At 55.9% G+C, this 23,445-nt stretch carries 20 protein-coding genes; 9 read left to right on the top strand and 11 right to left on the bottom strand.

Annotated elements, in window-relative coordinates; translation table 11 throughout:
- Positions 1-5 precede the first annotated feature (5 nt).
- Together QOL67_RS05205 and QOL67_RS05200 are read right to left on the bottom strand one after the other, a co-directional pair.
- A complete protein-coding gene (locus tag QOL67_RS05205) occupies positions 6-437 on the bottom strand; it encodes a hypothetical protein (protein ID WP_283424911.1) in 432 nt (143 codons plus the stop codon).
- 24 nt (positions 438-461) lie between these two features.
- Positions 462-944 carry a hypothetical protein gene (locus tag QOL67_RS05200; RefSeq protein ID WP_283424910.1) on the bottom strand — a complete coding sequence of 161 codons (483 nt, stop codon included), beginning with the start codon at positions 942-944 and terminating at the stop codon, positions 462-464.
- Between the two features lie 134 nt (positions 945-1,078).
- On the opposite strand from QOL67_RS05200, the gene trkA reads away from it, so the two are divergent.
- From trkA to hflX, 4 genes are all read left to right on the top strand, one after another.
- Positions 1,079-2,455: a Trk system potassium transporter TrkA gene (trkA, locus tag QOL67_RS05195; protein WP_283424909.1), complete on the top strand. Its 1,377-nt coding sequence runs from the start codon at positions 1,079-1,081 to the stop codon at positions 2,453-2,455.
- Positions 2,456-2,497: 42 nt separating this feature from the next.
- On the top strand, positions 2,498-3,979 hold the full coding sequence (locus QOL67_RS05190) for a TrkH family potassium uptake protein (protein WP_283424908.1): 1,482 nt from the start codon (positions 2,498-2,500) through the stop codon (positions 3,977-3,979).
- Positions 3,980-4,101: 122 nt separating this feature from the next.
- Positions 4,102-4,341 (top strand): RNA chaperone Hfq, encoded by a 240-nt coding sequence (gene hfq / locus QOL67_RS05185; protein WP_008204623.1) that lies wholly within the window; start codon positions 4,102-4,104, stop codon positions 4,339-4,341.
- Positions 4,341-5,615, top strand: a complete 1,275-nt coding sequence (gene hflX / locus QOL67_RS05180; protein WP_283424907.1) for a GTPase HflX — start codon at positions 4,341-4,343, stop codon at positions 5,613-5,615. Before hfq ends, hflX begins: the two co-directional genes overlap by 1 nt.
- A gap of 4 nt (positions 5,616-5,619) precedes the next feature.
- Here the strand turns inward: hflX and QOL67_RS05175 are convergent, their stop codons facing one another.
- Entirely contained in the window at positions 5,620-8,088 is a 2,469-nt protein-coding gene (locus QOL67_RS05175) for a penicillin acylase family protein (RefSeq protein ID WP_283424906.1), read from the bottom strand.
- Positions 8,089-8,169: 81 nt separating this feature from the next.
- Here QOL67_RS05175 and QOL67_RS05170 point away from each other — a divergent pair, with 81 nt between their 5' ends.
- Positions 8,170-9,042: an NAD(P)-dependent oxidoreductase gene (locus tag QOL67_RS05170; protein ID WP_283424905.1), complete on the top strand. Its 873-nt coding sequence runs from the start codon at positions 8,170-8,172 to the stop codon at positions 9,040-9,042.
- A gap of 133 nt (positions 9,043-9,175) precedes the next feature.
- Here QOL67_RS05170 and QOL67_RS05165 read toward each other — a convergent pair whose 3' ends face one another.
- Both QOL67_RS05165 and hemB read right to left on the bottom strand, forming a co-directional pair.
- Positions 9,176-9,736, bottom strand: coding sequence for a lipid-binding SYLF domain-containing protein (locus QOL67_RS05165; protein WP_283424904.1), 561 nt, complete (start codon positions 9,734-9,736; stop codon positions 9,176-9,178).
- A 133-nt stretch (positions 9,737-9,869) separates the two neighbouring features.
- On the bottom strand, positions 9,870-10,871 hold the full coding sequence (hemB, locus tag QOL67_RS05160; RefSeq protein WP_283424903.1) for a porphobilinogen synthase: 1,002 nt from the start codon (positions 10,869-10,871) through the stop codon (positions 9,870-9,872).
- Between the two features lie 118 nt (positions 10,872-10,989).
- Between hemB and QOL67_RS05155 the strand changes: the two genes are divergently transcribed.
- Both QOL67_RS05155 and mfd read left to right on the top strand, forming a co-directional pair.
- On the top strand, positions 10,990-11,514 hold the full coding sequence (locus QOL67_RS05155) for a component of SufBCD complex (RefSeq protein WP_283425457.1): 525 nt from the start codon (positions 10,990-10,992) through the stop codon (positions 11,512-11,514).
- 39 nt (positions 11,515-11,553) lie between these two features.
- Positions 11,554-15,021 carry a transcription-repair coupling factor gene (gene mfd / locus QOL67_RS05150; RefSeq protein WP_283424902.1) on the top strand — a complete coding sequence of 1,156 codons (3,468 nt, stop codon included), beginning with the start codon at positions 11,554-11,556 and terminating at the stop codon, positions 15,019-15,021.
- A gap of 115 nt (positions 15,022-15,136) precedes the next feature.
- On the opposite strand, the gene QOL67_RS05145 is transcribed toward mfd, so the two are convergent.
- From QOL67_RS05145 to QOL67_RS05130, 4 genes are all read right to left on the bottom strand, one after another.
- The gene (locus tag QOL67_RS05145) at positions 15,137-16,354 is read right to left on the bottom strand and encodes an MFS transporter (protein WP_283424901.1); all 1,218 of its coding nucleotides are present in this window, start codon (positions 16,352-16,354) and stop codon (positions 15,137-15,139) included.
- A gap of 41 nt (positions 16,355-16,395) precedes the next feature.
- Positions 16,396-17,613 carry a multidrug effflux MFS transporter gene (locus tag QOL67_RS05140; RefSeq protein ID WP_283424900.1) on the bottom strand — a complete coding sequence of 406 codons (1,218 nt, stop codon included), beginning with the start codon at positions 17,611-17,613 and terminating at the stop codon, positions 16,396-16,398.
- A gap of 191 nt (positions 17,614-17,804) precedes the next feature.
- The gene (locus QOL67_RS05135; protein ID WP_283424899.1) at positions 17,805-18,446 is read right to left on the bottom strand and encodes a DsbA family oxidoreductase; all 642 of its coding nucleotides are present in this window, start codon (positions 18,444-18,446) and stop codon (positions 17,805-17,807) included.
- Entirely contained in the window at positions 18,443-19,963 is a 1,521-nt protein-coding gene (locus tag QOL67_RS05130) for a class I adenylate-forming enzyme family protein (RefSeq protein WP_283424898.1), read from the bottom strand. The genes QOL67_RS05135 and QOL67_RS05130 overlap by 4 nt, the downstream gene beginning before the upstream one ends.
- An 85-nt stretch (positions 19,964-20,048) precedes the next feature.
- Here QOL67_RS05130 and QOL67_RS05125 point away from each other — a divergent pair, with 85 nt between their 5' ends.
- Positions 20,049-20,672, top strand: coding sequence for a helix-turn-helix domain-containing protein (locus QOL67_RS05125; protein WP_283424897.1), 624 nt, complete (start codon positions 20,049-20,051; stop codon positions 20,670-20,672).
- Positions 20,673-20,813: 141 nt separating this feature from the next.
- Positions 20,814-22,049 (top strand): ATP-grasp domain-containing protein, encoded by a 1,236-nt coding sequence (locus QOL67_RS05120; RefSeq protein WP_283424896.1) that lies wholly within the window; start codon positions 20,814-20,816, stop codon positions 22,047-22,049.
- Positions 22,050-22,089: 40 nt separating this feature from the next.
- Here QOL67_RS05120 and QOL67_RS05115 read toward each other — a convergent pair whose 3' ends face one another.
- Complete coding sequence (locus tag QOL67_RS05115) at positions 22,090-22,731, bottom strand: DUF1638 domain-containing protein (RefSeq protein ID WP_283424895.1); 642 nt, start codon at positions 22,729-22,731, stop codon at positions 22,090-22,092.
- Complete coding sequence (locus tag QOL67_RS05110; protein ID WP_283424894.1) at positions 22,728-23,420, bottom strand: methyltransferase domain-containing protein; 693 nt, start codon at positions 23,418-23,420, stop codon at positions 22,728-22,730. The genes QOL67_RS05115 and QOL67_RS05110 overlap by 4 nt, the downstream gene beginning before the upstream one ends.
- Positions 23,421-23,445: the final 25 nt, after the last annotated feature.

Raw genomic sequence — 23,445 nt, 5'->3', positions numbered from 1 at the left:
GGTTCTTATAGCGGCTTATTCAAGTCGATAATGACACGACCATTATCGGTGCGCAGGCCACAGATGTTGGGGCTGAGTTCTGGTGCCACCGTGATTGGCGCGTAAGACCGACCGGCTATTTGCTCGTCTTTGCAGTATGGGATGGTCACGCGGGCATAGCCGCGTTCCTTCATGCAGTTGCGGGCGGCTGTGTATCGTGGGCCCTCGTTGATGTCGTAGCTTTCCGGACGCTGACCAATTACACGACCTTCGGCGTTATAAATTGGCCACCAATCCGTCACGATGCGTGGCGGATAGTTGTCTGATGCAAATCGGTTGCATTGCGCCTGATCCACGTTGCGCTCGGTTTTGGTTTTTCCGGGTTGATACATGGTTGAGAACTCGGTGCAGGCAGACAATGCAAGTACCAGACATCCTGTGACAAAAGCGTGTTTCATGTTTGGTTCCTCGGTGGTGCTGGATCACACAGGTTTGCTAAGGTCCACAAGCGCGACACCGCCGCTTTGCGCTCGGATAGCACAGAGATTGGGGGCAGGCTTGGGCGCACCTTTGACAGGCGTGTATTGTCTGCCGGCCAACTGTTGCTCGGTACACACCGGATGGGTGACTGCTGAGTAGCCTTTGAGGGACATGCAGTCACGGCGGTGTTCGGCGCGCATGCCGGCGTTCACGTCTCGCGTTTGAATATGATTGCCGCCGTAATAACCAGGGTAACCACCCCAACTGCCACCAACGTAGCCGCCATATCCTCCGTGATACCCGCCATAAACCGTGGTGGTAAATGTTGCCGAGGGAAAGAGGCGGTTAGCTTCCACTGAGCAGGAGGTGTCATCCCGTGAAGCCGTTTCACGGGAGACGCCGGATTTGGCAAATCCCGAGTAGGAGGTTGGGCTACATGCCGATAGGGAAAGACCAAAAATTGCCAAAATTGCCACGGTCCGCATGAGACTCACCTTTAACGCAAATGCTTGAAACTTAAGCCAATCAAAGCCGGTCTTGGTGTTGGGGTCAATGGTAACAATTGACCTGCCTTCCCCCTTCTGGCATGGCTGAGAGCCGAAACCCAAGAGGGAAGCACATGAAGGTCATTATCTGCGGGGCTGGTCAGGTTGGGTGGCAGATTGCCCGCCATTTGTCCGGTGAAAACAACGATGTTACCGTTGTCGATAACAACCCGGACCTGGTGCGCCGCGCCACGGATACTCTGGATGTTCAAGGCATTGCGGGGTTTGCGAGCTATCCGGATGTGTTGGACCGCGCGGGCGCGCGGGATGCAGATATGGTGATTGCTGCGACCTATTCGGATGAGGTCAATATGGTGACCTGTCAGGTGGCGCACTCGGTGTTTTCGGTGCCGCGTAAGATCGCTCGCCTGCGCAGTCAGTCATATTTGGATGTGCTCTATTCAGACCTGTACCGTCGCGAGCACATGCCGATTGATGTGGTGATTTCACCTGAGCGTGAGGTTGCGGATGCAGCTTTGAAGCGGTTGGCAACCCCGCGGGCATTTGATGCGGAGACATTTCTGGCCGGAAAGGTGCAGATGCTCGGTCTGACGTTGGACGATAATTGCCCGGTGGTGAACACACCTTTGCGTCAGCTCACAGACTTGTTCTCCACATTAAGTGCGGTTGTTGTTGGTGTGCGGCGTGGTGGCACGTTGATTGCACCAGAGCCGGGGGATCAGCTGTTTGTTGGGGATGATATCTACGTCTTTACTTTGGCTGAAGATGTGGTTCGCACCATGGAAGTATTTGGCAAGCAACAGAAAAAACAAGAACGCGCGGTGATCGTGGGCGGCGGCAATGTGGGCCTGATGGTGGCGCAGCGGCTTGAGGCCAGTGCCTCGCGAGTGCGCACTAAGATCATTGAGCGAGACCGGAAAGTGGCCGAGCGCGCGGCTGAAGCGCTGGAACGTACCATCGTTTTGAACGGTGACGGTATGGATGTGGCGCTTCTGGCAGAAGCCGGCGTGGACCGGGCGGACGCAGTGCTGGCGGTGACCGACGATGATAAAACCAATATGCTTGCCTCGGTGCGGTCGAAATCCGCGGGCTGTCCTTTGGCCATTTCTTTGATCAACGATCCAACTTTGGCTCCGCTGATGACGCCCCTAGGGATTGATGCGTTTATCAACCCGCGGGCCACCACGGTGAGTTCGATCCTGCGCCATATTCGCCATGGGCGCGTGAAAGATGTCTATTCAGTGGGGGACACCGAAGCAGAGATCATTGAGGCGGAGGTGCTGTCGACCTCACCCATTGCAGGACAAATGGTGCGTGATATCGACTTTCCTGAAGGCGTGTTGATCGGTGCTATCTTGAAAGGCACAGAGGTGGTGAAACCCAAAGGTGGTACACGCATTGATGAAGGGGACGTGATTGTGCTGTTTTCTCTGACCGCAGATGTGCCGGAAGTGGAGCGGCTGTTGCAGGTCTCCATCGATTTTTTCTAAGCCATGAAACTGGGCCTGTCACAAATCCCCCTCTTGGTGCAGATGACACTGTTTTCTGGCTTTTTGATGTTTGTGCCAGCGGCTTTGGCCGCTCATCAGGATCAGCATTTTGTCGCTCGAATGTTCTTTTACGGCGGCATTTTGGTGCTGTTTGCCTGTGTATTGATTGCGATTGCGATCCAGGGCACCAAACGGCGCGCACGCACGTCAGACAATCTCAAAGCACTGTTTTTTGCCATCACGTTGCTGCCGGCAGTGCTGGCTTGGCCGATGTATGAATCCCTGGATGTGGTGCCGTTTTTGGATGTGTACTTCGAGATGGTCAGTAGCCTGACCACCACGGGTATGACAATTTATGAACCTGCCAGCATGTTGGTGGATCCCCTGCACTTGTGGCGCGGCATGGTTGGCTGGCTTGGAGGATTATTGATGTGGTTGGCCGCGGCGGCGGTATTTGCGCCGCTTAGCCTTGGTGGATTTGAAGTGACCGCTGTTGGGGAGCCGGGGCAGGCGAGCGCAAGCTTTGGACATATGCAGCGTGCTCATCCGATGAAGCGCTGGAGCAAAGCGGCCCAAGCCTTGGTGCCCATCTACGGGGGACTGACATTTGCCTTGGCGGTGATGTTGATTGTGCTGGGTGACAGCCCGTTTGTGGCAACCATGCACGCGATGGCAACTATGTCGACAAGTGGGATTTCAGCGGTTGGTGGAGTCGGCTCCAGCGTCAGCGGTGTGCCGGGCGAAATGGTGATCTTTCTGTTCCTGCTGTTTGCTTTGTCTCGGGGCACGTTCAGCGCTGACACAGGATCGGTGCGGCGCAACAACCTTTGGGAAGATCCGGAGCTGCGCCTTGGATTTTTGATCGTGATGGTGGTGCCGACGGCGCTGTTTATGCGCCATTGGGTTGGGGCGTTTGAAGGCGAGGCAACACAAGACCCTATGGCTGCGTTGAAGGCGGCGTGGGGCGGTTTGTTTACTGTGATGAGTTTCTTGACCACCACTGGGTTTCAGAGTGGTGAGTGGGATGTGGCGCGGGAATGGAGTGGGTTGTCTGCCCCTGGGCTGATCCTGATGGCGCTGGCCATGGTTGGTGGTGGTGTAGCCACCACGGCTGGTGGTGTGAAATTGCTGCGGGTCTATGCGCTTTACGTGCAAGGTTTGGGGGAAATGGAGCGGCTGGTGCACCCGAACGTGGTTCTGGGACGACGGCGCACAGGGGCGCGGCAAATTCGACGCAAAGGTGCGGTGATAGCCTGGGTGTTTTTCATGCTGTTTGCCTTGTCCATTGCGGCAGTGACCATTGCGCTGGCCCTGTTGGGGAATGACTTTCAGGAAGCCGCTATTTTGGCGATTTCTGCTTTGACCACAGCCGGACCATTGACCCAAATTGCCGGGGAATTCCCGATTGCAATTTCCTCGCTTGGGGTCGCAGAAAAGCTCATTTTATGTGCAGCAATGACCTTCGGACGGTTAGAGGCATTGGCGATCATCGCATTGATATCGCCGGATTTGTGGCAGAAATGATGCGGTTTACCTTGGGCCCGACCCAAAACTTAACAATTTAGGCTGGTAAGTCACGAATCCACGTTCCATACTCTCACCGCACGACTACCCGATGCGTAAACAAGAACAAAGGCAAGCGCGACATGGCTTCGGATCGACAGAATCTCCAAGATGCATTTTTAAATCACGTCCGGAAAACCAAAGTTCCGGTAACTATTTTTCTGATCAACGGTGTAAAATTGCAGGGTGTTATCACCTGGTTTGACAATTTTTGTGTGCTGTTACGCCGTGATGGTCAGAGCCAGTTGGTCTACAAACACGCGATCTCCACAATCATGCCGGCACAGCCGATTTCTCTTTATGAGGGTGAAGACGCCTCTTGATGGAGCATGACACGCAGGTGACCCGCGCTTGGGTCCTGCATCCCGATATTTACGGCGTCGATGTTCGGCGTGAGGCCTCTTTCGCATTGGAAGAGGCCATTGCTCTTGCCGATGCTTTGCCTGAGTTGGAAACGGTTGGATCAACTGTGGTGCGCTTGTCGCGGGCGCAGCCCGGTACGCTTTTCGGGACCGGCAAGATCGCAGAACTGAAGGCGATTTTCGAAGCAAATGAAGTGGAGCTGGTCCTGATTGATGGACCGGTGACACCTGTGCAGCAACGCAACCTTGAGAAAGAGTGGAAGGTCAAACTTCTGGATCGAACCGGGTTAATCCTTGAGATTTTCTCGGACCGAGCACGCACCCGAGAAGGTGTGTTGCAGGTGGAGATGGCGGCGCTGTCCTATCAGCGCACGCGGTTGGTGCGGGCCTGGACCCATTTGGAACGCCAGCGCGGCGGGCTTGGGTTTGTCGGTGGTCCTGGCGAAACCCAGATTGAAGCTGACAGACGGGCGATTGACGACCATTTGGTCAGACTGCGGCGACAGCTGTCCAAAGTGGTGAAAACCCGCGAATTGCATCGCAAGGCGCGCGCCAAAGTGCCGTTTCCGATTGTTGCGCTTGTGGGCTATACCAACGCCGGAAAATCCACACTTTTCAACCGGGTTACCGGCGCAGATGTGATGGCAAAAGACATGTTGTTTGCCACATTGGACCCAACCATGCGTGCTGTGGAGTTGCCTGACAATGGGCCGGAAGTGATCCTGTCAGACACAGTGGGTTTCATCAGTGATTTGCCGACCCAGTTGGTGGCTGCGTTCCGCGCAACGCTGGAAGAGGTTTTGGCTGCGGACTTGGTCCTGCATGTGCGCGACATTGCGCATCCGGAGAGCCAGCATCAGTCGGAAGACGTGACCACTATTCTTGAGACGCTGGGTTTGAGTGAAGACACGCCGCAGATAGAGATCTGGAACAAGATCGATCTTCTCAGCCCTGATGATCGAGATGCAGTGGTGGCAAAAGCAGAGCGGGACGACGCAATATTTGCTGTCTCGGCCGTGAGCGGGCAGGGGTTGGACGAGATGTTTGCGGCCATTGCACAGGCGCTTACAGGCGACAAATCCCGTGAGGTTTTGAAGCTGTCGTTTGCCGATGGCAAAGGCCGGGCTTGGCTGTTCAAAGAAGGTGTTGTGGAAGCTGAGGAACAAACCGAAGACGGGTTTGAACTCACCGTCCTATGGACACCAAAACAGCGGGCACAGTTCGAAGGCCTTTAAACGATCATTGGGCACGCGGCTGCAACGTGGTGACACCAACCGCGGCAGCGCGTGCCAGCTCTTCATCCAATGACATCGGGATATACTCGCCACGGCGCCAGAGCTGCGCCATGTCGTCGTAAAACCGCGACAAGAAGTGGCCAGACTGTCCGGTAGAAATGATGAAGACGGAGCTGTCCGGGTCCGCAAAATCGTACACACCGCGATACCCGGCCGCGTGTACGTTCAGGAACGGGTTGGCCCCGGTGCCCGCCGTTTTGCCGCGTTGCAGGGTGTTGTCACCTCCGGACGTGGATTGACGGATGTTCACAAAGAAACGCAGAACAGGCACTTTGCCCAAGACCTGGTGATCGTGGGTGGCTTGGTGCACGTCGCCCCAGCGCAGGGCCTCAAGTTGTTGGCCATAACGCTCTTCAATGGCAATCAATGCGTCGTCCAAGGCAAGGCGGGCCATGTCGGAGCAGGTTTCCTTTGGAGCGCTTTGGCGCACGTCACACCACGCACCTGCGCCGCCAACGTTGCGGAAGACACGTTCGATAAACAGCGGCTCGACATGGGTGAACTCATCGGCGAGGGGCCCGAGATCGTCTTGTATCAAACGCTCTTGAAGCGCGCGGACCCAAGCTGAATAGATCAGCGGCTCCGGAATGTGCTCATTCATTTCGCCGTTCCACTCCGACAACAGGGTCAGCGCGCGTTGGCGCTGGCGTTCGCGAGAGCCTTTGGGAGCGGCTTCCCCGGTGAACCAAAGGTCAGCGCCAATCAGTGGCAGCAGAGCGCGCGCGGAGAAGCTGACCGTGTCCAGCTGGGCCTCTATGAAACTGTCACGCGTGTGCACCCGACGGTTTTGCATCAGACGTGTCCAGCGTTGGATTCGCTGGCTGTCACCCCAGACGTGGGAGACATGTGCAGGGAAGGGACGCTCAACCAGTTTATTGTTGGTGTTGCCGACAATCCCGCCAATGGGCGCGATGAAAGACGGATTGGCGGCGGAATCAAAAACACCTTGCCAGCGGTTTTCAGCCCGCCAGCCAAGCGCAGGCAAGCGGCCTTGGCTTTGGTGTTTGGCATCGCGTTTGGGCAGTGCACCGATCAGCTTCATGCCGATGTTTTCGCGATCAGCAAGTGTGAGTGTAAGACCGGGCGCGACGTGTCCCTTTGTGGCTTGTAGGCCATCTTCCACGGTTTTGGCAAACATCAGCGCCATAAGAGCGCTGGTGGAGGTGTCGCGTGGGCTGAGAGCTGTCCAGGAGAGCGCGGCGACGTGGCCCGGCGGAGTAATGCTGCTGAGATTGAAATCAGAACCAGGCAGGACAGGGCCGTTTTCGGTCCACCGCAAGGTAAGAGTGACCGGTTCAGCGTCTTTGATTGTGATAATTGATTTACGTGTGTCAAATGCTTTGAAGCCGGTTGGCGTGCGATAGTTTTCAGAGTTGGTTGGATCCAGCTCCTCGATGAAAATGTCTTGATCGTCGACATAAGCGGCTGTCACTCCCCAGCCGAGGTCATTGCTGCGCCCTGCCAACACCACAGGAATGCCCGGAATGGTCGCGCCAATCACGCCACCTGAGTTGAGTTCAAGCCGTGCGAGATACCAAATAGCTGGCGCGGATAGGCCCAAATGGGGGTCGTTGGCCAGTAAAGTGCCACCGGTGGCGCTGCGGATTGGCGCTGCTGCCCAGGCGTTGGAAGCGCCGGACAGGCTTGGCAGGGAAAATGGGGACAGCGGGTGCTGAGGCAGTGGGGCGCTTTTGGCAAATATCGGCGTGTTGGGGACAAGACTGGCGTATTCGGGCAACGCAGCAACACCGGACCCGGGGGCGTCGGGCAGAATGTCGACGAGGCGTCTTTGATCAGTCAAGGCCAGCGAGGTGCGCGCGCGCAGCACTTCAAATTGAATTTGACCAGTGAGTTGCAAGGCCATGAGTTTTTGCAAGGCGATTGAATCCGCAGGTTGCCAAGGCGAAAAACTTTGTTTGAAAAGAAATAGCTCCGGTGCGCCACGGCCCAGGGCTTCGGTGTTCACCTCATTGATGCGGGCATTTACGCCGCGCGCGTAAGCTTCCAACGCGGCGAGGGTCTGGTCGTCTTGAACGGACACCGATTGGCGGGCTGCGCGGGCAAGATCAAAGCGCCGCATGAGTTTATCAATGTCGAGCGTGCGTGGGCCAAACACCTCAGACAGGCGACCTTGGACGGTGCGGCGCATGGTCAGCATTTGCCAAAGGCGATCCTGGGCATGGGCATAGCCAAGACCAAAGAAGACATCGTCGTCAGATTGGCCAAAAATGTGGGGCACGTTTGCGTTGTTGCGCACAATCTCGACAGGCTCTGTAATGCCGGAAACGGTCAAGGATTTATCGTAGGTTGGCAGGCTGCGGGAGGCGAGGAAATAAACCAGCATCACGCCCAGAACACACAGAATCACCAGGCCGCTCGCGATGCGCAATAGCCATTGAAAGAATGTGGTCATAGAGCTGCCTTTGTTTGTTCTTGCCTTCTGCTTGTACAGGCGAGACAAGTATTACGACAATAGACAGATGGGGGAAAGACGATGGCAAAAGTTGCGTTTTTGGGGCTTGGTGTGATGGGCTATCCAATGGCTGGGCACTTGGCGAAGGCCGGTCACGAAGTGACTGTTTTTAATCGTACAACTGCAAAATCTGAGGCTTGGGCCAAGGAAAATGGCGGGGCCTTTGGCGCGACGCCTTCTGAGGCTGTAGCGGGCGCTGATTTTGTGATGTGCTGTGTTGGCAATGATGATGACTTGCGCCAGGTTTGTATTGGCGAAAACGGTGCGTTTGAAGGCATGGGGCGTGACACAATTTTTGTGGATCACACCACTGTGTCCGCCAAGGTCACTGCTGAGTTATATGATGCGGGCAAAGCGCTAGGCATCGCCTTTGTGGACGCACCGGTGTCCGGTGGTCAGGCCGGGGCCGAAAATGGCGTGTTGTCGATCATGTGTGGCGGTGACGAAGCCAGTTATGAGGCTGCTGAACCGGTTATGCAGGCTTACGGACGGTCGATCAAACGATTGGGCGAGAGCGGCGCGGGTCAGCTGACCAAGATGGTGAACCAGATTTGTATTGCTGGCTTAGTTCAGGGTCTGTCAGAAGGACTGCATTTCGCCGAAAAGGCCGGGCTGGACGGCCGTGCCGTTGTGGAAGTGATTGCCGGTGGGGCTGCGGGCAGCTGGCAAATGCAGAACCGCTACGAGACCATGATTGACGACGAGTTCGAGCACGGGTTTGCGGTTGATTGGATGCGCAAAGATCTGGGGATCTGTCTGTCGACAGCAGATGAGGTGGGCGCGAGCTTGCCAGTGACCGCCTTGGTGGATCAGTTCTACAAAGACGTGCAGAAATTGGATGGCGGGCGTTGGGACACGTCAAGCTTGATCAAACGCCTGCGGGCAATGGGTTAAATACGCCCCTTCATGACGCATCCGAAAGCTGGGCACAGACCGTAAGTGGATACAAACCGAGCGCGTGGGAATGCCCCGCGCGCTCAGATCAAGACACCTTCGGGGGTGTGATATATCCTGAAAGGTCAGAGATTTACGGGATGATGCGGGTGTATTTGATGCCTTCGAGTGTGGCGCCGACCTTCAAGCCTGCCTGACCGAAGATCACCGCGATCACAGGGGCCAAAAGATTGGTGGTTTCAGCCGAAATATTGGCGCCTTCGTTGGCAACCACATATTGCACTCCGGCGCCCGCGGCCCAGCCGTTTGAACTGCGGAATTCGGTGAGCGCGCCGTCGGTCATAAAGAACAACACATGTGCGTGTTGTTGGGCGCCAATTTGCAAACCAACGCTGCCTTTGGTGGCGGAATAGTAGTCGACAGTGGCGTCGTTGATCCGCAATGCGCCACGGCCGTAGCCGCCGCCAAAGCCAAACCCAGCTTCGGTGATCAAAGGCATGACCAGCATACCAGTGGATTTGGCTTTCAAATCCAATGTGTTGGGATATTCGGTGAAGAGGTAGTCCAGCGTGGTGTCGGCGCGCGCATCGATTTCACTTGAGGCATTGGAGCCTACGCCGTTGCCACATGCTGCAGTCATACCTGCCGCAGCGAGTCCGGAAAGCGCAAAGCCGCGCCGTGTTATATTGCTCATGGTCTATTGCCCATATGTTTTGTTCTGCTCAGATCACCGGTTTTTTGATCCGGTTTGCAGTGACTATAGATGGCGCAGCCTGTGATGTCACGAAAACTGCGCCAGATCACTATATTTTGTGGCACATTGTGGGCTATTTGCCGGAAAGTTTGCGCGCCACAGCGGGCGCAAAATAGGTCAAAATGCCATCACAGCCCGCGCGTTTGAAAGCCATCAGGCTTTCCAGCATGGCCTTGTCGCCATCAATCCAGCCATTCTGCGCCGCGCCGGTGATCATCGCGTATTCACCAGACACCTGATACGCAAAGGTTGGCACACCAAATTCGTCTTTCACACTCCGGCAAATATCCAAATAGGGCATCCCGGGTTTGACCATAACCATATCCGCACCCTCCGACAGGTCTCGTGCGACAAGGCGCAGGGCCTCATCCGCGTTGGCTGGATCCATTTGATAGGTTGTTTTGTCGCCTTTGAGCGCTCCAGATGCGCCCACTGCGTCTCGGAACGGGCCATAAAACGCGCTGGCGTATTTGGCGGCGTAACTCATCAACATGACGTTTTGAAAGCCGTTTTCTTCCAATGCGTTGCGGATGGCACCAATGCGGTTGTCCATCATATCCGATGGTCCAATGATGTCCGCCCCAGCTTCGGCCTGAGACAGGGCCTGTTTGACAAGCGCTTGGACGGTTGCGTCGTTGACTATCTCGCCGTCGACCACAAAACCGTCGTGGCCATTGATGTTATAGGGATCCAGCGCAACGTCGGTCATCACCGCAATTTCTGGCACCGCAGCTTTGATGGCGCGGGTGGCGCGGTTGGAGAGATTTTCCAGGTTCCAAGCCTCGGCGCAATCTTCGGTTTTGAGCGCCGGATCTGTATACGGAAAGAGACAGATCACCGGGATACCGAGGTCAGCTGCCTCGCGCGCGGCCTCGACAATCTTGTCCACGGAGCGTCGATACACGCCGGGCATTGAGGGAATGGGCTCTTCTATACCTTCCCCATCACGAACAAACACAGGCCAGATGAGGTCATCCACAGTCAGTGAGTTTTGACGCACAAGGCCGCGCACAGCAGCGGATTGACGGGTGCGGCGCAGGCGCGAGGTTGGAAAGGGCGCAGGCGTGTGGGTCATGGGAAGCTCCGTAAATTTGCAACAGCAGAGGTGCCACGGATTTAACCGCAGCTCAAGGCTAGGAATTGCCGCAGGAGCGCGGTATGTCAGATGGAAAATCTAAAGGGCAGTGAAGACTTTGGACCTGAGCCAAACAATTTTTGAACTCATCGATATGCGCAGTTTCAGCAACCTCTGGTTCTGGATTGCGCTTGCGGTTTTTTGGTCTTCGGCCAGCCATTGGGTGCTGGGCGTGCCGTGGGATTCCGTTCTGCGGGCCAAACGCAACGGAGGGCAGGCGGAGATTGACCTGCAGGATCTCGTGCGGATCAACTGCAACCGATTGCTACACATTGCTGATGTTTCCGGGCTTTTTCTAATCGGCGGCAGCTGTTTTATCCTAACAGGATTGGCTGGCGTGGGGTTTGGCTACAACGTGGAGTTCGCGCAGGCAGTTTTCTTGCTCCTGTTCCCAATGAGTATTGTCAGCTTGCTCAGCGTGCGGCTGGCTCGACGCATTCGGGTAGAAGCTCCCCAGCCTGAAGAGCTCAGAAAACGATTGGCGCGGCATCGGTTTTGGGTGCAATTTATCGGGATGATCTCGATTTTTGTGACCTCGCTTTGGGGCATGTTTCAGAACTTTCAAATCTCTCCGCTTGGGTAAACTTACCCGCGTAACACTATAAATTGGACGGTTAATCCGATGAAAGACGCGCAACACATCTCCGTGGGTGGGGCTCCTGAAGGCTTTGATGCTCAGTTGATCCTCAATGAGGTGGCCAAAAGCAACGGTCCCGTGGTGCATGTAGCGCGCGACGACAAGCGCATGGCGGCCACCAAGGCGGCGCTGGAGTTCTTTCAACCAGACATGCCGGTTATTGTGTTTCCGGGGTGGGATTGTCTGCCGTTTGACCGTGTGTCACCCAATGCCAATATCTCTGCGACCCGTATGGCGACATTGGCCGGGCTGGTGCATGACATGCCCAGTCGGTTTGTACTCCTGACCACGCTCAACGCGGCCACACAGCGGGTGCCTGCACGTAAGATTTTGAAAGAAGCAGCGTTTCGGGCGCAGGTCGATCAGCGCGTTGATGAAAAGGCACTGCGCCAATTCCTGGTACGGATGGGGTTCACACAAGCACCGACGGTTATGGAGCCGGGAGATTACGCAATTCGCGGGGGGATTATTGATATTTTCCCACCCGGCGACAGTGGCCCGGTGCGGCTTGATTTCTTTGGAGACATTTTGGATGGGGTGCGGCGGTTTGATCCGGCGACGCAGCGTACCACCGAAAACCTAGACCTGATCGAGCTTGCACCCGTCAGCGAAGTCATTCTGGATGAGTCAGCCATCACGCGGTTCCGACAGAATTATCGTATCGAATTTGGCGCAGCAGGCACCGATGATCCTCTGTATGAAGCGGTCAGCGCGGGACGCAAACATCAAGGTGTGGAGCACTGGTTGCCGTTTTTCCACGAAGAGTTGGAAACGCTGTTTGATTATCTGCCAAATGCAGTGATTTCTGTGGATGATCAATCGGATGCAGCGCGCATTGCGCGTTGGGACAGTGTGGCAGATCAATATGAGACGCGCAAACATGCCATGGCGCAAAAGGCGCGCATGGATACTGTCTATAAACCCGTTCCACCGCAGCTTATGTATTTGGACGATGAGGCTTGGAGCAGGGCCATCGGTGGGCGACGGGTGCTGCATTTCTCACCTTTGCCACAAGCCTCGGGGCCCGGTGTGATTGATGCAGGCGGGCGTATTGGTCGAAATTTCTCGCCGGAGCGACAACAAGAAAATGTGAGCCTTTTTGGAGCTTTGGCAGATCACATTCGGTCGATGCGGACTGACGGACCGGTGGTTGTGGCAAGCTATTCCGAGGGCGCGCGGGAGCGTTTAAGCGGCCTGATCGAAGACGAAGGTCTGGCGGAAACCGTCCACATCAAGGATGCAAAGAACCTTGGGAAATCTGGGCTGTACCTGGCGGTTTGGGCGTTGGAACACGGATTTGTCACCCCATCTATGACGGTGATTTCCGAGCAAGACGTGCTGGGTGACCGTTTGATCCGCGCGCCACGCAAGAAGAAACGGGCAGAGAACTTTCTCACCGAAACACAGTCGCTCAGCCCCGGTGATTTGGTGGTACATGTGGACCACGGCGTAGGGCGTTATCTTGGGCTTGAAGTAATCACGGCAGCAGGCGCTGCACATGAGACTATCTCCCTGGAATATGCCGAGTCTTCAAAGCTTTACTTGCCAGTTGAGAACATCGAGTTGCTCTCAAAATATGGCCATGACGAAGGCCTTCTGGATCGTTTGGGCGGGGGCGCTTGGCAGGCGAAGAAAGCCAAACTCAAAGAGCGTATCCGCGAGATGGCGGATCGGCTCATTCGGGTGGCGGCAGAGCGGGAGTTGCGCAGGGCACCTGTGTTAGAGGCGCAGCATCACGCGTGGGAGGAATTCTCTGCACGGTTCCCGTATCAGGAAACCGAAGATCAGCTTAGCGCGATTGGGGACGTGATCGGCGATTTGGCGTCCGGACGCCCGATGGATCGTTTGGTGTGTGGTGACGTTGGCTTTGGCAAAACCGAAGTGGCGATGCGCGCGGCATTTGTGGCGGCGATGTCAGGGCAACAGGTGGCAGTGATTGCGCCAACCACGCTGCTGGCGCGTCAGCACGCAAAGGGATTTGCTGAACGATTTAGGGGATTTCCCTTAGAAGTTAGAACTTTGTCACGGTTTGTTTCGGCAAAAGAAGCTGAGAAAACTCGCGATGGAATGGCACGCGGCACGGTCGATATTGTCGTTGGAACTCATGCGCTTTTGGCCAAAAATATCCGGTTCAGAGATCTCGGGCTGCTGATCATTGATGAAGAACAACACTTTGGCGTGGCGCATAAGGAGCGGCTCAAACAGATGCGCAGTGATGTGCATGTGCTGACGTTGACTGCAACGCCAATCCCACGGACCTTACAATTGAGCCTGTCTGGTGTACGCGATCTGTCTATCATTGGCACGCCGCCGGTGGACCGACTGGCAATTCGCACATACGTGAGTTCCTTTGATGCGGTGACAATACGTGAAGCGCTTTTGCGCGAGCATTATCGCGGTGGGCAGAGTTTCTACGTGGTGCCACGGATCAGTGATCTGCCTGAAATTGAAGAGTTTTTACGTGATCATGTGCCTGAAGTGAGCTTTATCACGGCCAGTGGTCAGATGGCGGCGGGTGAGCTCGATGACCGCATGAACGCGTTTTATGACGGCAAGTATGATGTGCTGCTGGCCACAACAATTGTGGAAAGCGGTCTCGATATTCCCACCGCCAACACAATGATTGTGCATCGCGCAGACATGTTTGGATTGGCGCAGCTCTATCAAATTCGGGGACGGGTTGGGCGCTCCAAGACACGAGCCTATGCCTATATGACCACAAAACCGCGGGTGAAGTTGACTCCGGCGGCGGAAAAGCGGCTGCGGGTGTTGGGGTCTCTGGACACTTTGGGCGCCGGATTTACTCTTGCGTCTCAAGACCTTGATATTCGGGGGGCCGGGAATTTGCTGGGTGAAGAGCAGTCCGGCCAAATGCGCGACGTGGGGTATGAGCTGTACCAGTCGATGCTGGAGGACGCGATTGCCAAGATCAAAACCGGTGAGCTGGAAGGCCTGTCAGGTGGAGACGATCAGTGGGCGCCACAAATCAACTTGGGTGTACCGGTTTTGATCCCGGATACCTATGTGCCAGACTTGGATGTACGGCTTGGATTGTACCGTCGTTTGAGCGGACTTCAGGGGAAGGTGGAGCTTGAAGGATTTGCCGCTGAACTGATCGACCGGTTTGGAAAATTACCAAAAGAGGTCAATACGTTACTGTTGATCGTGCGTATCAAAGAGATGTGCAAGAAAGCCGGAATTGCCAAGCTGGACGGCGGACCAAAGGGCGCGACTATTCAGTTCCACAACGACAAGTTTGCCTCGCCTCAAGGCTTGGTGGAGTTCATTCAGGATCAGAAGGGGCTCGCCAAGGTCAAAGACAATAAAATTGTGGTGCGTCGGGATTGGCAGAAGGCCTCTGACAAGATCAAAGGCGCGTTTGCGATTGCCCGAGACCTTGCTCAAAAAGTGGTTGATGAGAAGAAGCGCAAGAAGGCAAAATCCGCCAAATAACGCGTCGGTATTGCATCTGTATCGCGGCTGTTTTGTGGAGGTGCGTTTCTGCGGTGTTTTGCATGTGCGCGCTGCCCCAGACTCCCGGGTATTTAGGGGAAATGAATGCGTTTGGTCAGTCCAGTTGCAGGCGGGAAATGGCATAGAGCAGCAGGCAGAGGCATAGTGCGGCGGCGGTGAAGAAAGGCGCGCGAAGAGCCAGCTCACGGCCCAAGGATGGTTCTAGCAGCGCAACCATAGCCCCGGCCGCCATAGCGCCAAGCGGCATGCTGCCCCAGCCAAAGAAACGATAGATGCTGTTCACACGGCCCAGTAGCTCCGTAGGAATGCGGCGTTGGCGCCAGGAGACTGTGATCACGTTCCACAACATCGCGGCGGCCATGACCGAGAACAGTGCAAATGCCATCGGGATGGCCGAAGTGGTCAGGCCGATCGTGCCGTAGCCGATGCCCCATATGGCGATGGAGGCGTAGAGGCAAGATTGAGTGCCACACCATTGCACTAATTTGGGTGCAGTGAGACTGCCGGTGATGGCACCGAGGGCGGCGATGGACAGCAAGAAACCGTATTGTGTGGCGGTGAGGGAAAGCACGTCTTGGGCAAAGAGCACTTGCACGGTCATTGTGCCCATGGCGATGAAATTGGCACAGCCCAGCACAATGGCGAGACGCAGCAGAAGGCGGTCGGAGCGCATGAAGGCAATGCCTTCTTTCAGAGCGCCAAAGAAGTTTTGTTGCACTTTGGGGCGGGGGGCCAGGCTGATCATCCAGATCATGCCGGCGGCCAGCATAAGAGCCGCGATGTCTAGACCAAATGGCAGCGCGACGCTGGAGGCGATCAGGAAGCCTGCCAGTGGTGGTCCAATAAATTGACCAGTGAGTTGTTCCACGCTCCACATCTGGCCGTTGGCGGCTTCGAGATCAGAGGGTGTCACGATGTCAGGCAGTATGGTCTGCGCCGCGTTGTCACGCAGGACTTCGGCCGCGCCAAGTAGGAAGGTGAGCGCAGCGAGAAGCCAGATTGCACCTGCGCCGGGGGCACTGAGCGCCAGCCACAAGATGGCCCCCACAAGCGTGGCGCGCAATAGGTCGGCGCGGGCGATAAGCTTGCGGCGATCAACCTGATCGGCGATCACGCCAGCGGGCAAAGCGAAGAACAACCAGGGCAGGCGGCCAGCTGCTGCGACGGCGGCGATGGCCACTGGCTCACGGGTCAGCAATGTGGCCAACCAAGGGATGGCCAGCATCACAAGGCCGTCGCCGAGATTGGTCAGGGCGCCGGAGGCAAAGAGAAGACGGTAATTGCGATTGCGGAGGATTAGAGCGCTGGCCATGCGGCTACTTTTCCGCATGGCCAGTGGATGTGCAAGTAGCTTTAGGCGGTGACAGCGCGGGCTTCAATTCGACGCATGTGCAGCATCAGCATGAAACCCACCAGAGCCAACGCGCCAATGGACATAACCAATGGTAGAGGTGTGCCATCAAACGCGAGGCTGATGGGCGCCGCGATGATCACGCCAAAAATGGTGGAGAGCGCGCCCATGACAGACGCAGCGGTGCCCGCCATATGCCCCAGAGGTTCCATAGCCATGGCGTTGAGGTTACCAATTGTCAGGCCAACAGAGAAAAATACGGTCAGTTGCCACAGGGCAAAAGCATAGAATTGCATTTCGGTGTTCAGCGTTGTCAAAGCCACAACCATAATGCTGGCACAGAAGATTTTGCTCGCGATGGCAACTGTCACCAGAAAGCGCATGCCCCAATTCATCACCAGTTTGGCGTTTAGGAGGCTGGCGGTGCCAGAGGCCAGAGCGATGCCGGCAAACCAATATGGGAACTCGGCGGCACGGTCATAGGTTTGATCATAAACCAATTGCACGGTGCCAATCAGGCCAAAGAGGCTGCCCATGATCAGCGATTGCACCAGGATAGACGTGCGCACGGCGGGAATGCCCCACATTTCGCGTAGGCCGGCCAACAGTTTGGCCATGCTGAACGGGCGGCGCTGCTCTACGGGCAGCGGCTCAGGCAGACGGATGCCAATCCAAAGAACCGAGACCATGGAAAACAGCATGAAAGCGATAAAGATGCCGCGCCAGGAGGAGAAATCGATGATGAATTGTCCCAGAAGAGGCGCCGCGGCAGGCACCAAAATAAAGACCATCATGACAAACGACATGATGCGGGCCATGTCGCGACCGGAAAACAAGTCTCGGACAATGGCAAGAGTCACAACGCGGGGGCCTGCGGCACCCATGCCTTGGAACAGGCGGGCGGCCAGCAACCATTCCAGAGTTTGGCTTTGATACCCAATAAAGGCACAGAGCGTGTAGATCACCGCGCCGGAGATCAGCACTGGCTTACGGCCAAAGCGATCCGACAGGGGGCCTGTGAAAAACGTACCTACGCCCATGCCAAGCACAAAGGACATGACAATCAGGGTTTCGGTGTTGTGGCTGCCGGGGCTGAGTTCGGCGGCGATTTGTGGCAATGCCGGGAGCATGGCGTCAATTGAGAACGCAATGGTGGCAAACATCATCGCGCACAGGGCAATGAATTCGACCTGCGTTATCGGCAGATTGTCTTTGGTCATAACATGCTCCGTCAGTAGGTACGTCATTCAGGCAAGAGGACAGCCCGCCGGTGCGTCGCTGTACAAACTCTGGCCCACACCAGTCGGGTGATCGTGCTTGAGTGGTCAGGCCGCAAAATGGCGGGCTGACCTGATTAGGTTAACGCGGGGCGCTGTGGTTCACAAGTGAAGAGTGAACGTTGGTTCAGGGTTCACTCAGCGACGTTTTGCGCACGCAGGTCGGCCATTACACGCCGCCAAAGCTCAACGGGTTGCGCGCCGGGAACAGCGTGCTGGTTGGCAACAATGAAGGTTGGAACCGAGGTCACGCCCATTTCCCGACTATGGGAATCACGGTTTTGGATGTCTGCGATGTCGGCGTCTGACTCTAGCAATTTTCGTACCACAGCAGCATCCATTCCGGCGCTGTCAGCGATATCGGCCAACACGTCGATGTCACCGATGTCACGGCCGTCTTTGAAGTAGGCCGCGAAAAGCGCATCCACCACAGCATTTTGCTTTTTCTCAATACCTGCCCAATGGATCACGCGATGTGCGTTGATGGTGTTGGGCGTGCGCTTGATGGCGGCGAAATTGATCTCCAGGCCTTCGTCACGGGCGTGTTGCTCGATTTCAGAATAAACCTTCACAGCGTTGTCTTTGCCACCAAATTTGGTTTCGAGGTATTCCCGGCGATCCATGCCTTCAGCCGGCATGTCAGGGTTAAGCTGGAACGGGTGCCATTCAATCACAAAAGGGTGGTCACCTTCGGCTTCCAACGCTTTCATCAAGCGCGTTTTACCAATCAGGCACCACGGGCAGATCGGGTCGGAGATGATGTCGAGTTTGATCATGTGGAAGCCTTGAATTGATCGCGCAGGGCGCGGCGGTTGAGTTTGCCATTGGCGTTGGTGGGCAACGCAGGCAGGCGTTTGAAAAGCCGAGGCTGCTTGTAACGCGCAAGATGGGTCTCCGCAAAGGCTTTCAACGCGTCCTCTACAAGATCGTGATCAGCGGTATAAAACGCGGCGATTATGCGGGTGTCGGGCTTCACCTCAATGTCGGTCACTGCAATGCCGGTGATGCCGGGGTGGGGCAGGAGGGCGGCTTCAACTTCCAGCGGAGAGACCCGGAAACCACCAGCATTCATCATGTCATCGGCGCGGCCCAAGTAGGTGATGTGGCCCTTGGCATCCATTTGCCCGAGGTCACCGGTGAGAAACCAGTCTTCTTGGAACCGTTTGGCGGTCTCTTCGGGCGCGTTGAGATAGCCCAGCATCAGGCCGGGGTCTGATTTGTGCACGGCGATGGTGCCTGGAGTGTTTAAGGCAACCGGGCCGGTCTCATCCAGAATTGCGATTTGGCGACCAGTTTGAGGACGGCCCAGTGTGCCCTTGGGGGCAGGATGGATTGGATTGGCGGAGATGAAAGTCGAGCATTCGGACATGCCAAAGGCTTCATAAAGCTTGGTCCCGGTGGCGGCGTTCCACTGTGCGCGTAGAGGTTCTGAGAGTTTTTCGCCCGCGCAGAGACCGTGGCGCAGGTTGGGAACCGCCGGGTCATCACTTGTCGCGAGGATTTTGCGATACACACCCGGCGAGGCTGCAAACAGGGTTGCGTGGTTGTCACGCAGGAATTGAGGTAAGGTCTTTGGTGTTGTGCCGGGAGCGGGGATCAGGGCAGTGGCGCCGTTGGTCCATGGGTCCATCAGGCCTGTGCCCAAGGTGAAGGTCCAGTTGAAGGCCCCAGCATGCAAGAGGCGGTCGTTTTCGTGCAGGTCATACCAGCCATCAAACATCATTTTCCGCGCCCATATGGCGCGGTGCGCATGCACCACAGCACGCGGAACGCCGGAGGTGCCCGATGTATAGATGATGTAGGCAGGGCGATTTGGATCATCCATGTTGAATGCAGCTGGAGGGCGAGTTCGAAATTCTTTAAGGTGTTTTATTGTCAGAGTATTACCGGTCGAACCTGATGTGCTTTCAACAGCGGGATCATGTAATATGGCGGCCGGTGTCAGATCCTCGACCATCTTTGTGACTTCCGCTTGGGTAAGCTGAGAGGATGTTGGGACAGGGATCAAACCAACAGCTATGCAAGCCAGATAGGCAATCGGGAAATCCACCGTATTGCCAAGGCGCATCAGCACGCGGTCGCCGGGGTTAAGGCCGGATTGCAATAAACCGGCCCCTGTTCCGAGGATTGCCGATTTTAGTGCAGCGAAGGTCCAGCTTTCTGTTGCCGATCCAGACACCACGCACAGGGCTTCTTTGGCTGCCAATCTCTCGGCGTGGCGCAGCACGTGGGCGGCCATGTTGAAAGACGGTGGGCAGGGCGGCGGCGGGCCTTGGTCAAAGATCGAGGGCATGAGTCTTGGGTATGCGGGCCAGCCAGAAGGTGCAAGTGGCACGTGGCGGTTGCCACTGCGGGGGTGCGCGGGATAGAAGCGCGGCATGAGCTCAAAAGACCCAAAATCGTTGATCAAGATCGCACGTGAAAACGGTGGACATGATCATGTGGAACCGCTGGACCTTGGTGAACGTGTGCGCGAGTTGCGTAAAGCGCGGAAGTGGACATTGGAGCAAGCCGCGAGCCAAGCCGGGTTGGCGCGGTCCACACTCTCCAAAATTGAAAACGGTCAGATGTCACCAACCTACGATGCGGTGAAAAAACTGGCGGTGGGTTTGGAAATTTCTGTGCCGCAATTGTTTACAGCGCCGATGAAGGATCAGGTCAACGGACGCATGGCGTTGGTGAAATCTGGTGAAGGTACGCGGCAAGTGACCACAACTTATGAGCATGAGTTGCTGGCCGAAGGACTGCGCAAGAAGGCGATGTTGCCGTATCGGGCGCGAGTTCGGGCGCGGTCCATGGAAGAATTTGATGGCTGGGTGCGGCATGACGGCGAAGAGTTCCTGTACGTGTTGACTGGTGTTGTCACGCTTTACACGGAGTTTTATGAACCTGTGGAAATGCGACGCGGAGACAGTGCCTATTACGACGGATCCATGGGCCACAACGTTGTGTCAGTAAGCGCAGATGACGCAACAATTTTGTGGGTCACGTCGCTGGCGTAAATCTCTGTTTGAGCTGGTGTTTTTGTCAAATTTTCGCCAAAAAGTGCAGTTTTTGCAGATAGCGAAAATTGTAATGATTGATTGCACGTATTTTTAACAACGATTGGGCATTCCAGAGGGGCACTTACATTTGGAGCCAGAATGGAACCTCAAGAAAGAATCGGGCTCGCGAGCCTGACTAAGATGGCGTTTGACGGCGTTGATCTTCAGCCCTTGCGCAACGAGTTGCTGAGCAAAGTGTTCACCGGGAAAGATGCAGATGGCATCTTCATGGATCTGTCGGTTATTGATCAGTTGCAGGGCAATCGCGCTGCTGGATTGGCTTGGCAGGATGAAGCGCTTAAGCGGCAGCAGATTTTCAGCACAAAGAAAAGTGATGGCGCGCGCACCAAGTTGCTGGTGTTTGCGGAGCCAAGTCATATTGGCGGCAACACGCCAATCGAGTTTTTGCTGCAGGACGCGGATGTCGAAATTCTGACTTACTATCTGAATGTGGACAGTGATGAACAGATTGATCTTCCGGCGCATGATGTCGCGTTTTGTGCGGCGCCAGCGGACAGTGTGAAGGCAGTGGCGTTTCAAGCCAAAGTTCGAGCGTTGACCAATGCAGTTGGCACCAGGGTCGTGAACTTACCGGTTGGTCAGGTGGATTTGGAACGTGACACGCTTGAGAAAATGTTTGCAGGCAAGGGCGGACTGACATTGCCCAAAACGTTGCGCTTTGACCGTGGGGAGCTGGAAGGCGATGCCGGTGAAGAGCGTTTGGCTGCGCTTGGAGACTATCCCTATGTGGTGCGTCCCGTGGGAAGCCATGCAGGTGACGGTCTGGTGTTGATTGAAAGCCAAAACGCACTGTCGGCCTATTTGGCCGAGCGTGCAGACGCAGCTTTCTATGTCTCCGAGTTCATCGCTTATGCGTCTCAGAAGGACGGGTTCTATCGCAAGTATCGTGTGATCTTTGTCGATGGGCAGCCGTTCCCGTGTCACATGGCAATCGCGGACCAATGGGATCTTTGGTATTTGAACGCGCGCATGGAAGAGTTTGCCGAAAAACGCGCCGAAGAGGCCGCGTGGATGGACAGTTTTGAGAGCACATTTGCCAACCGTCACGAAGGTGGCTTTGGTGCGCTGACTGAAGCAATTGACCTGGATTATTTTGGTGTGGACTGCGCCGAAGACCCTGAGGGCAATCTGGTTGTGTTTGAAGCGGACAACGCGCTGATCGTGCATGATATGGATGATGAAGAGGTTTTTCCGTACAAAAGCAAGCACATGAACCGTATCTTTGATGCGTTTGAAACTTTGCTTGAGAAAAACCGACGCGAGAAGACGTCTGTAGAAACAGGCGGTGCCAAGCCAACGCGGCGGTTGTCGTAAGAGAATAATGAAGGCGCTCCGGTTTGGGGCGCCTTTCTTTTCAGAGGGCTTTCAGTGCCTTGGCCATGTCACCATATCCGGTGAAACGCCGCTCAAAGGCCAAGCCAAGGCGATCCGCGCAGTCTTTGGCTTTTTCTGTGAGGGCTGGATCGTTGGTTTGCGCTTGGTAGACCAGCTTCTCGTAGTTTCCAAAGTACATGTCACGCAATTCGGGATGGCGGTCGAGCCCCATGGGTTTGATGATGAAAGCGTCAAACTGGCGGACAAGGAAGTCGGTCAGGTAGAAGGCAGTGAACTCGTCCTCCGAGATTTCGGCAAAGCGGTCGTTGCCTTCAAAGAAGCTGTAGCAATGAGGCCCGGCCACCATTTGCACGCCCAATGCGTCGCAGGTCTGTTGCAGTTGCCCACCGGTGCCGCAGTCAGCGTAGACCACAAAAATGTCGTCATAGGTCTCGCGGTGTTTGGCCACAGCCTCGCGCACGGCGGGGGCGATTTTTTCTGGATGAATATGGAAAATGGCGGGTAGGCAGGTGAGGTCCATATGGGACCAGTTATTGAGTGTGATGAGGTCGAGGATTTCACGTGCAAGGGCGCCACAGGCCAGCAGGAGGATGCGACCGGATTTGCCTGTGGGGGCAAGGCCTGACTGAGCGAGGATGTTGTCGTCGGGGAGTTGTGTCATGGCTTGGTCAACTTGATGGCAAAACGGCCAGGCAAAAGTCCTGCGGGGCCGTAGCTGTCCAGGATTTCGCAGTGCCAGCCTATTGTTTCTAAGGCGCGCTTGGTACTGTTGGGATGGCACCGGGATTGCTGATGGATCACAGTGTCTACGCGATCATCAACTTGCGTTTCGATGCGGCGGGTGAGGCGCTCGCGCTCTACCGTGACCTCGATGCGCATTTGCCAATCCGCACCGGTGTTGCGCCGCGCGTGGGGCAGGCATCGCGGGCCAATCAAGTCAGCAAACAGCAAGCCGCCGGAGGGCAGGGCATCAAAAGCAGCCTGTGCGACGGGCAGGAGTGTGTCGTGTTTGGTTGTGGTGTCGATGTAGCTGAGAACTTCGCCCAGGCAGGTCACCGCGGTGGTGCCTTTGGGGATATGAATGTCAGCAGCGTTGCCTTGTTTGACCAAAAGGCCACGGGCTTGGGCAATCTCCACAAAGGCAGGAGAAAGGTCGACGCCTTCTCCCATGACGCCGCGATCTTCGGCCACCGAGAGCCATGTGCCATCGCCACAGCCGATGTCGAACAGGTGCGCGTTGACCGGGCCGTGCAGGATTTCTGCGGCGAGCCAGTCGTGCGCTTCGTCAAAAGTATCGTTGTAGCCTTCGGCGTGGATGCGGGCGAGATCGGGGGTATATAATCCGGACATATCGGTACCTTGAACAAATCGGCCC

This window comes from Shimia sagamensis, assembly GCF_900182745.1.
GTDB classification, from domain to species: domain Bacteria; phylum Pseudomonadota; class Alphaproteobacteria; order Rhodobacterales; family Rhodobacteraceae; genus Shimia; species Shimia sagamensis.
This window is presented reverse-complemented; position numbering and strand designations above follow the sequence as displayed.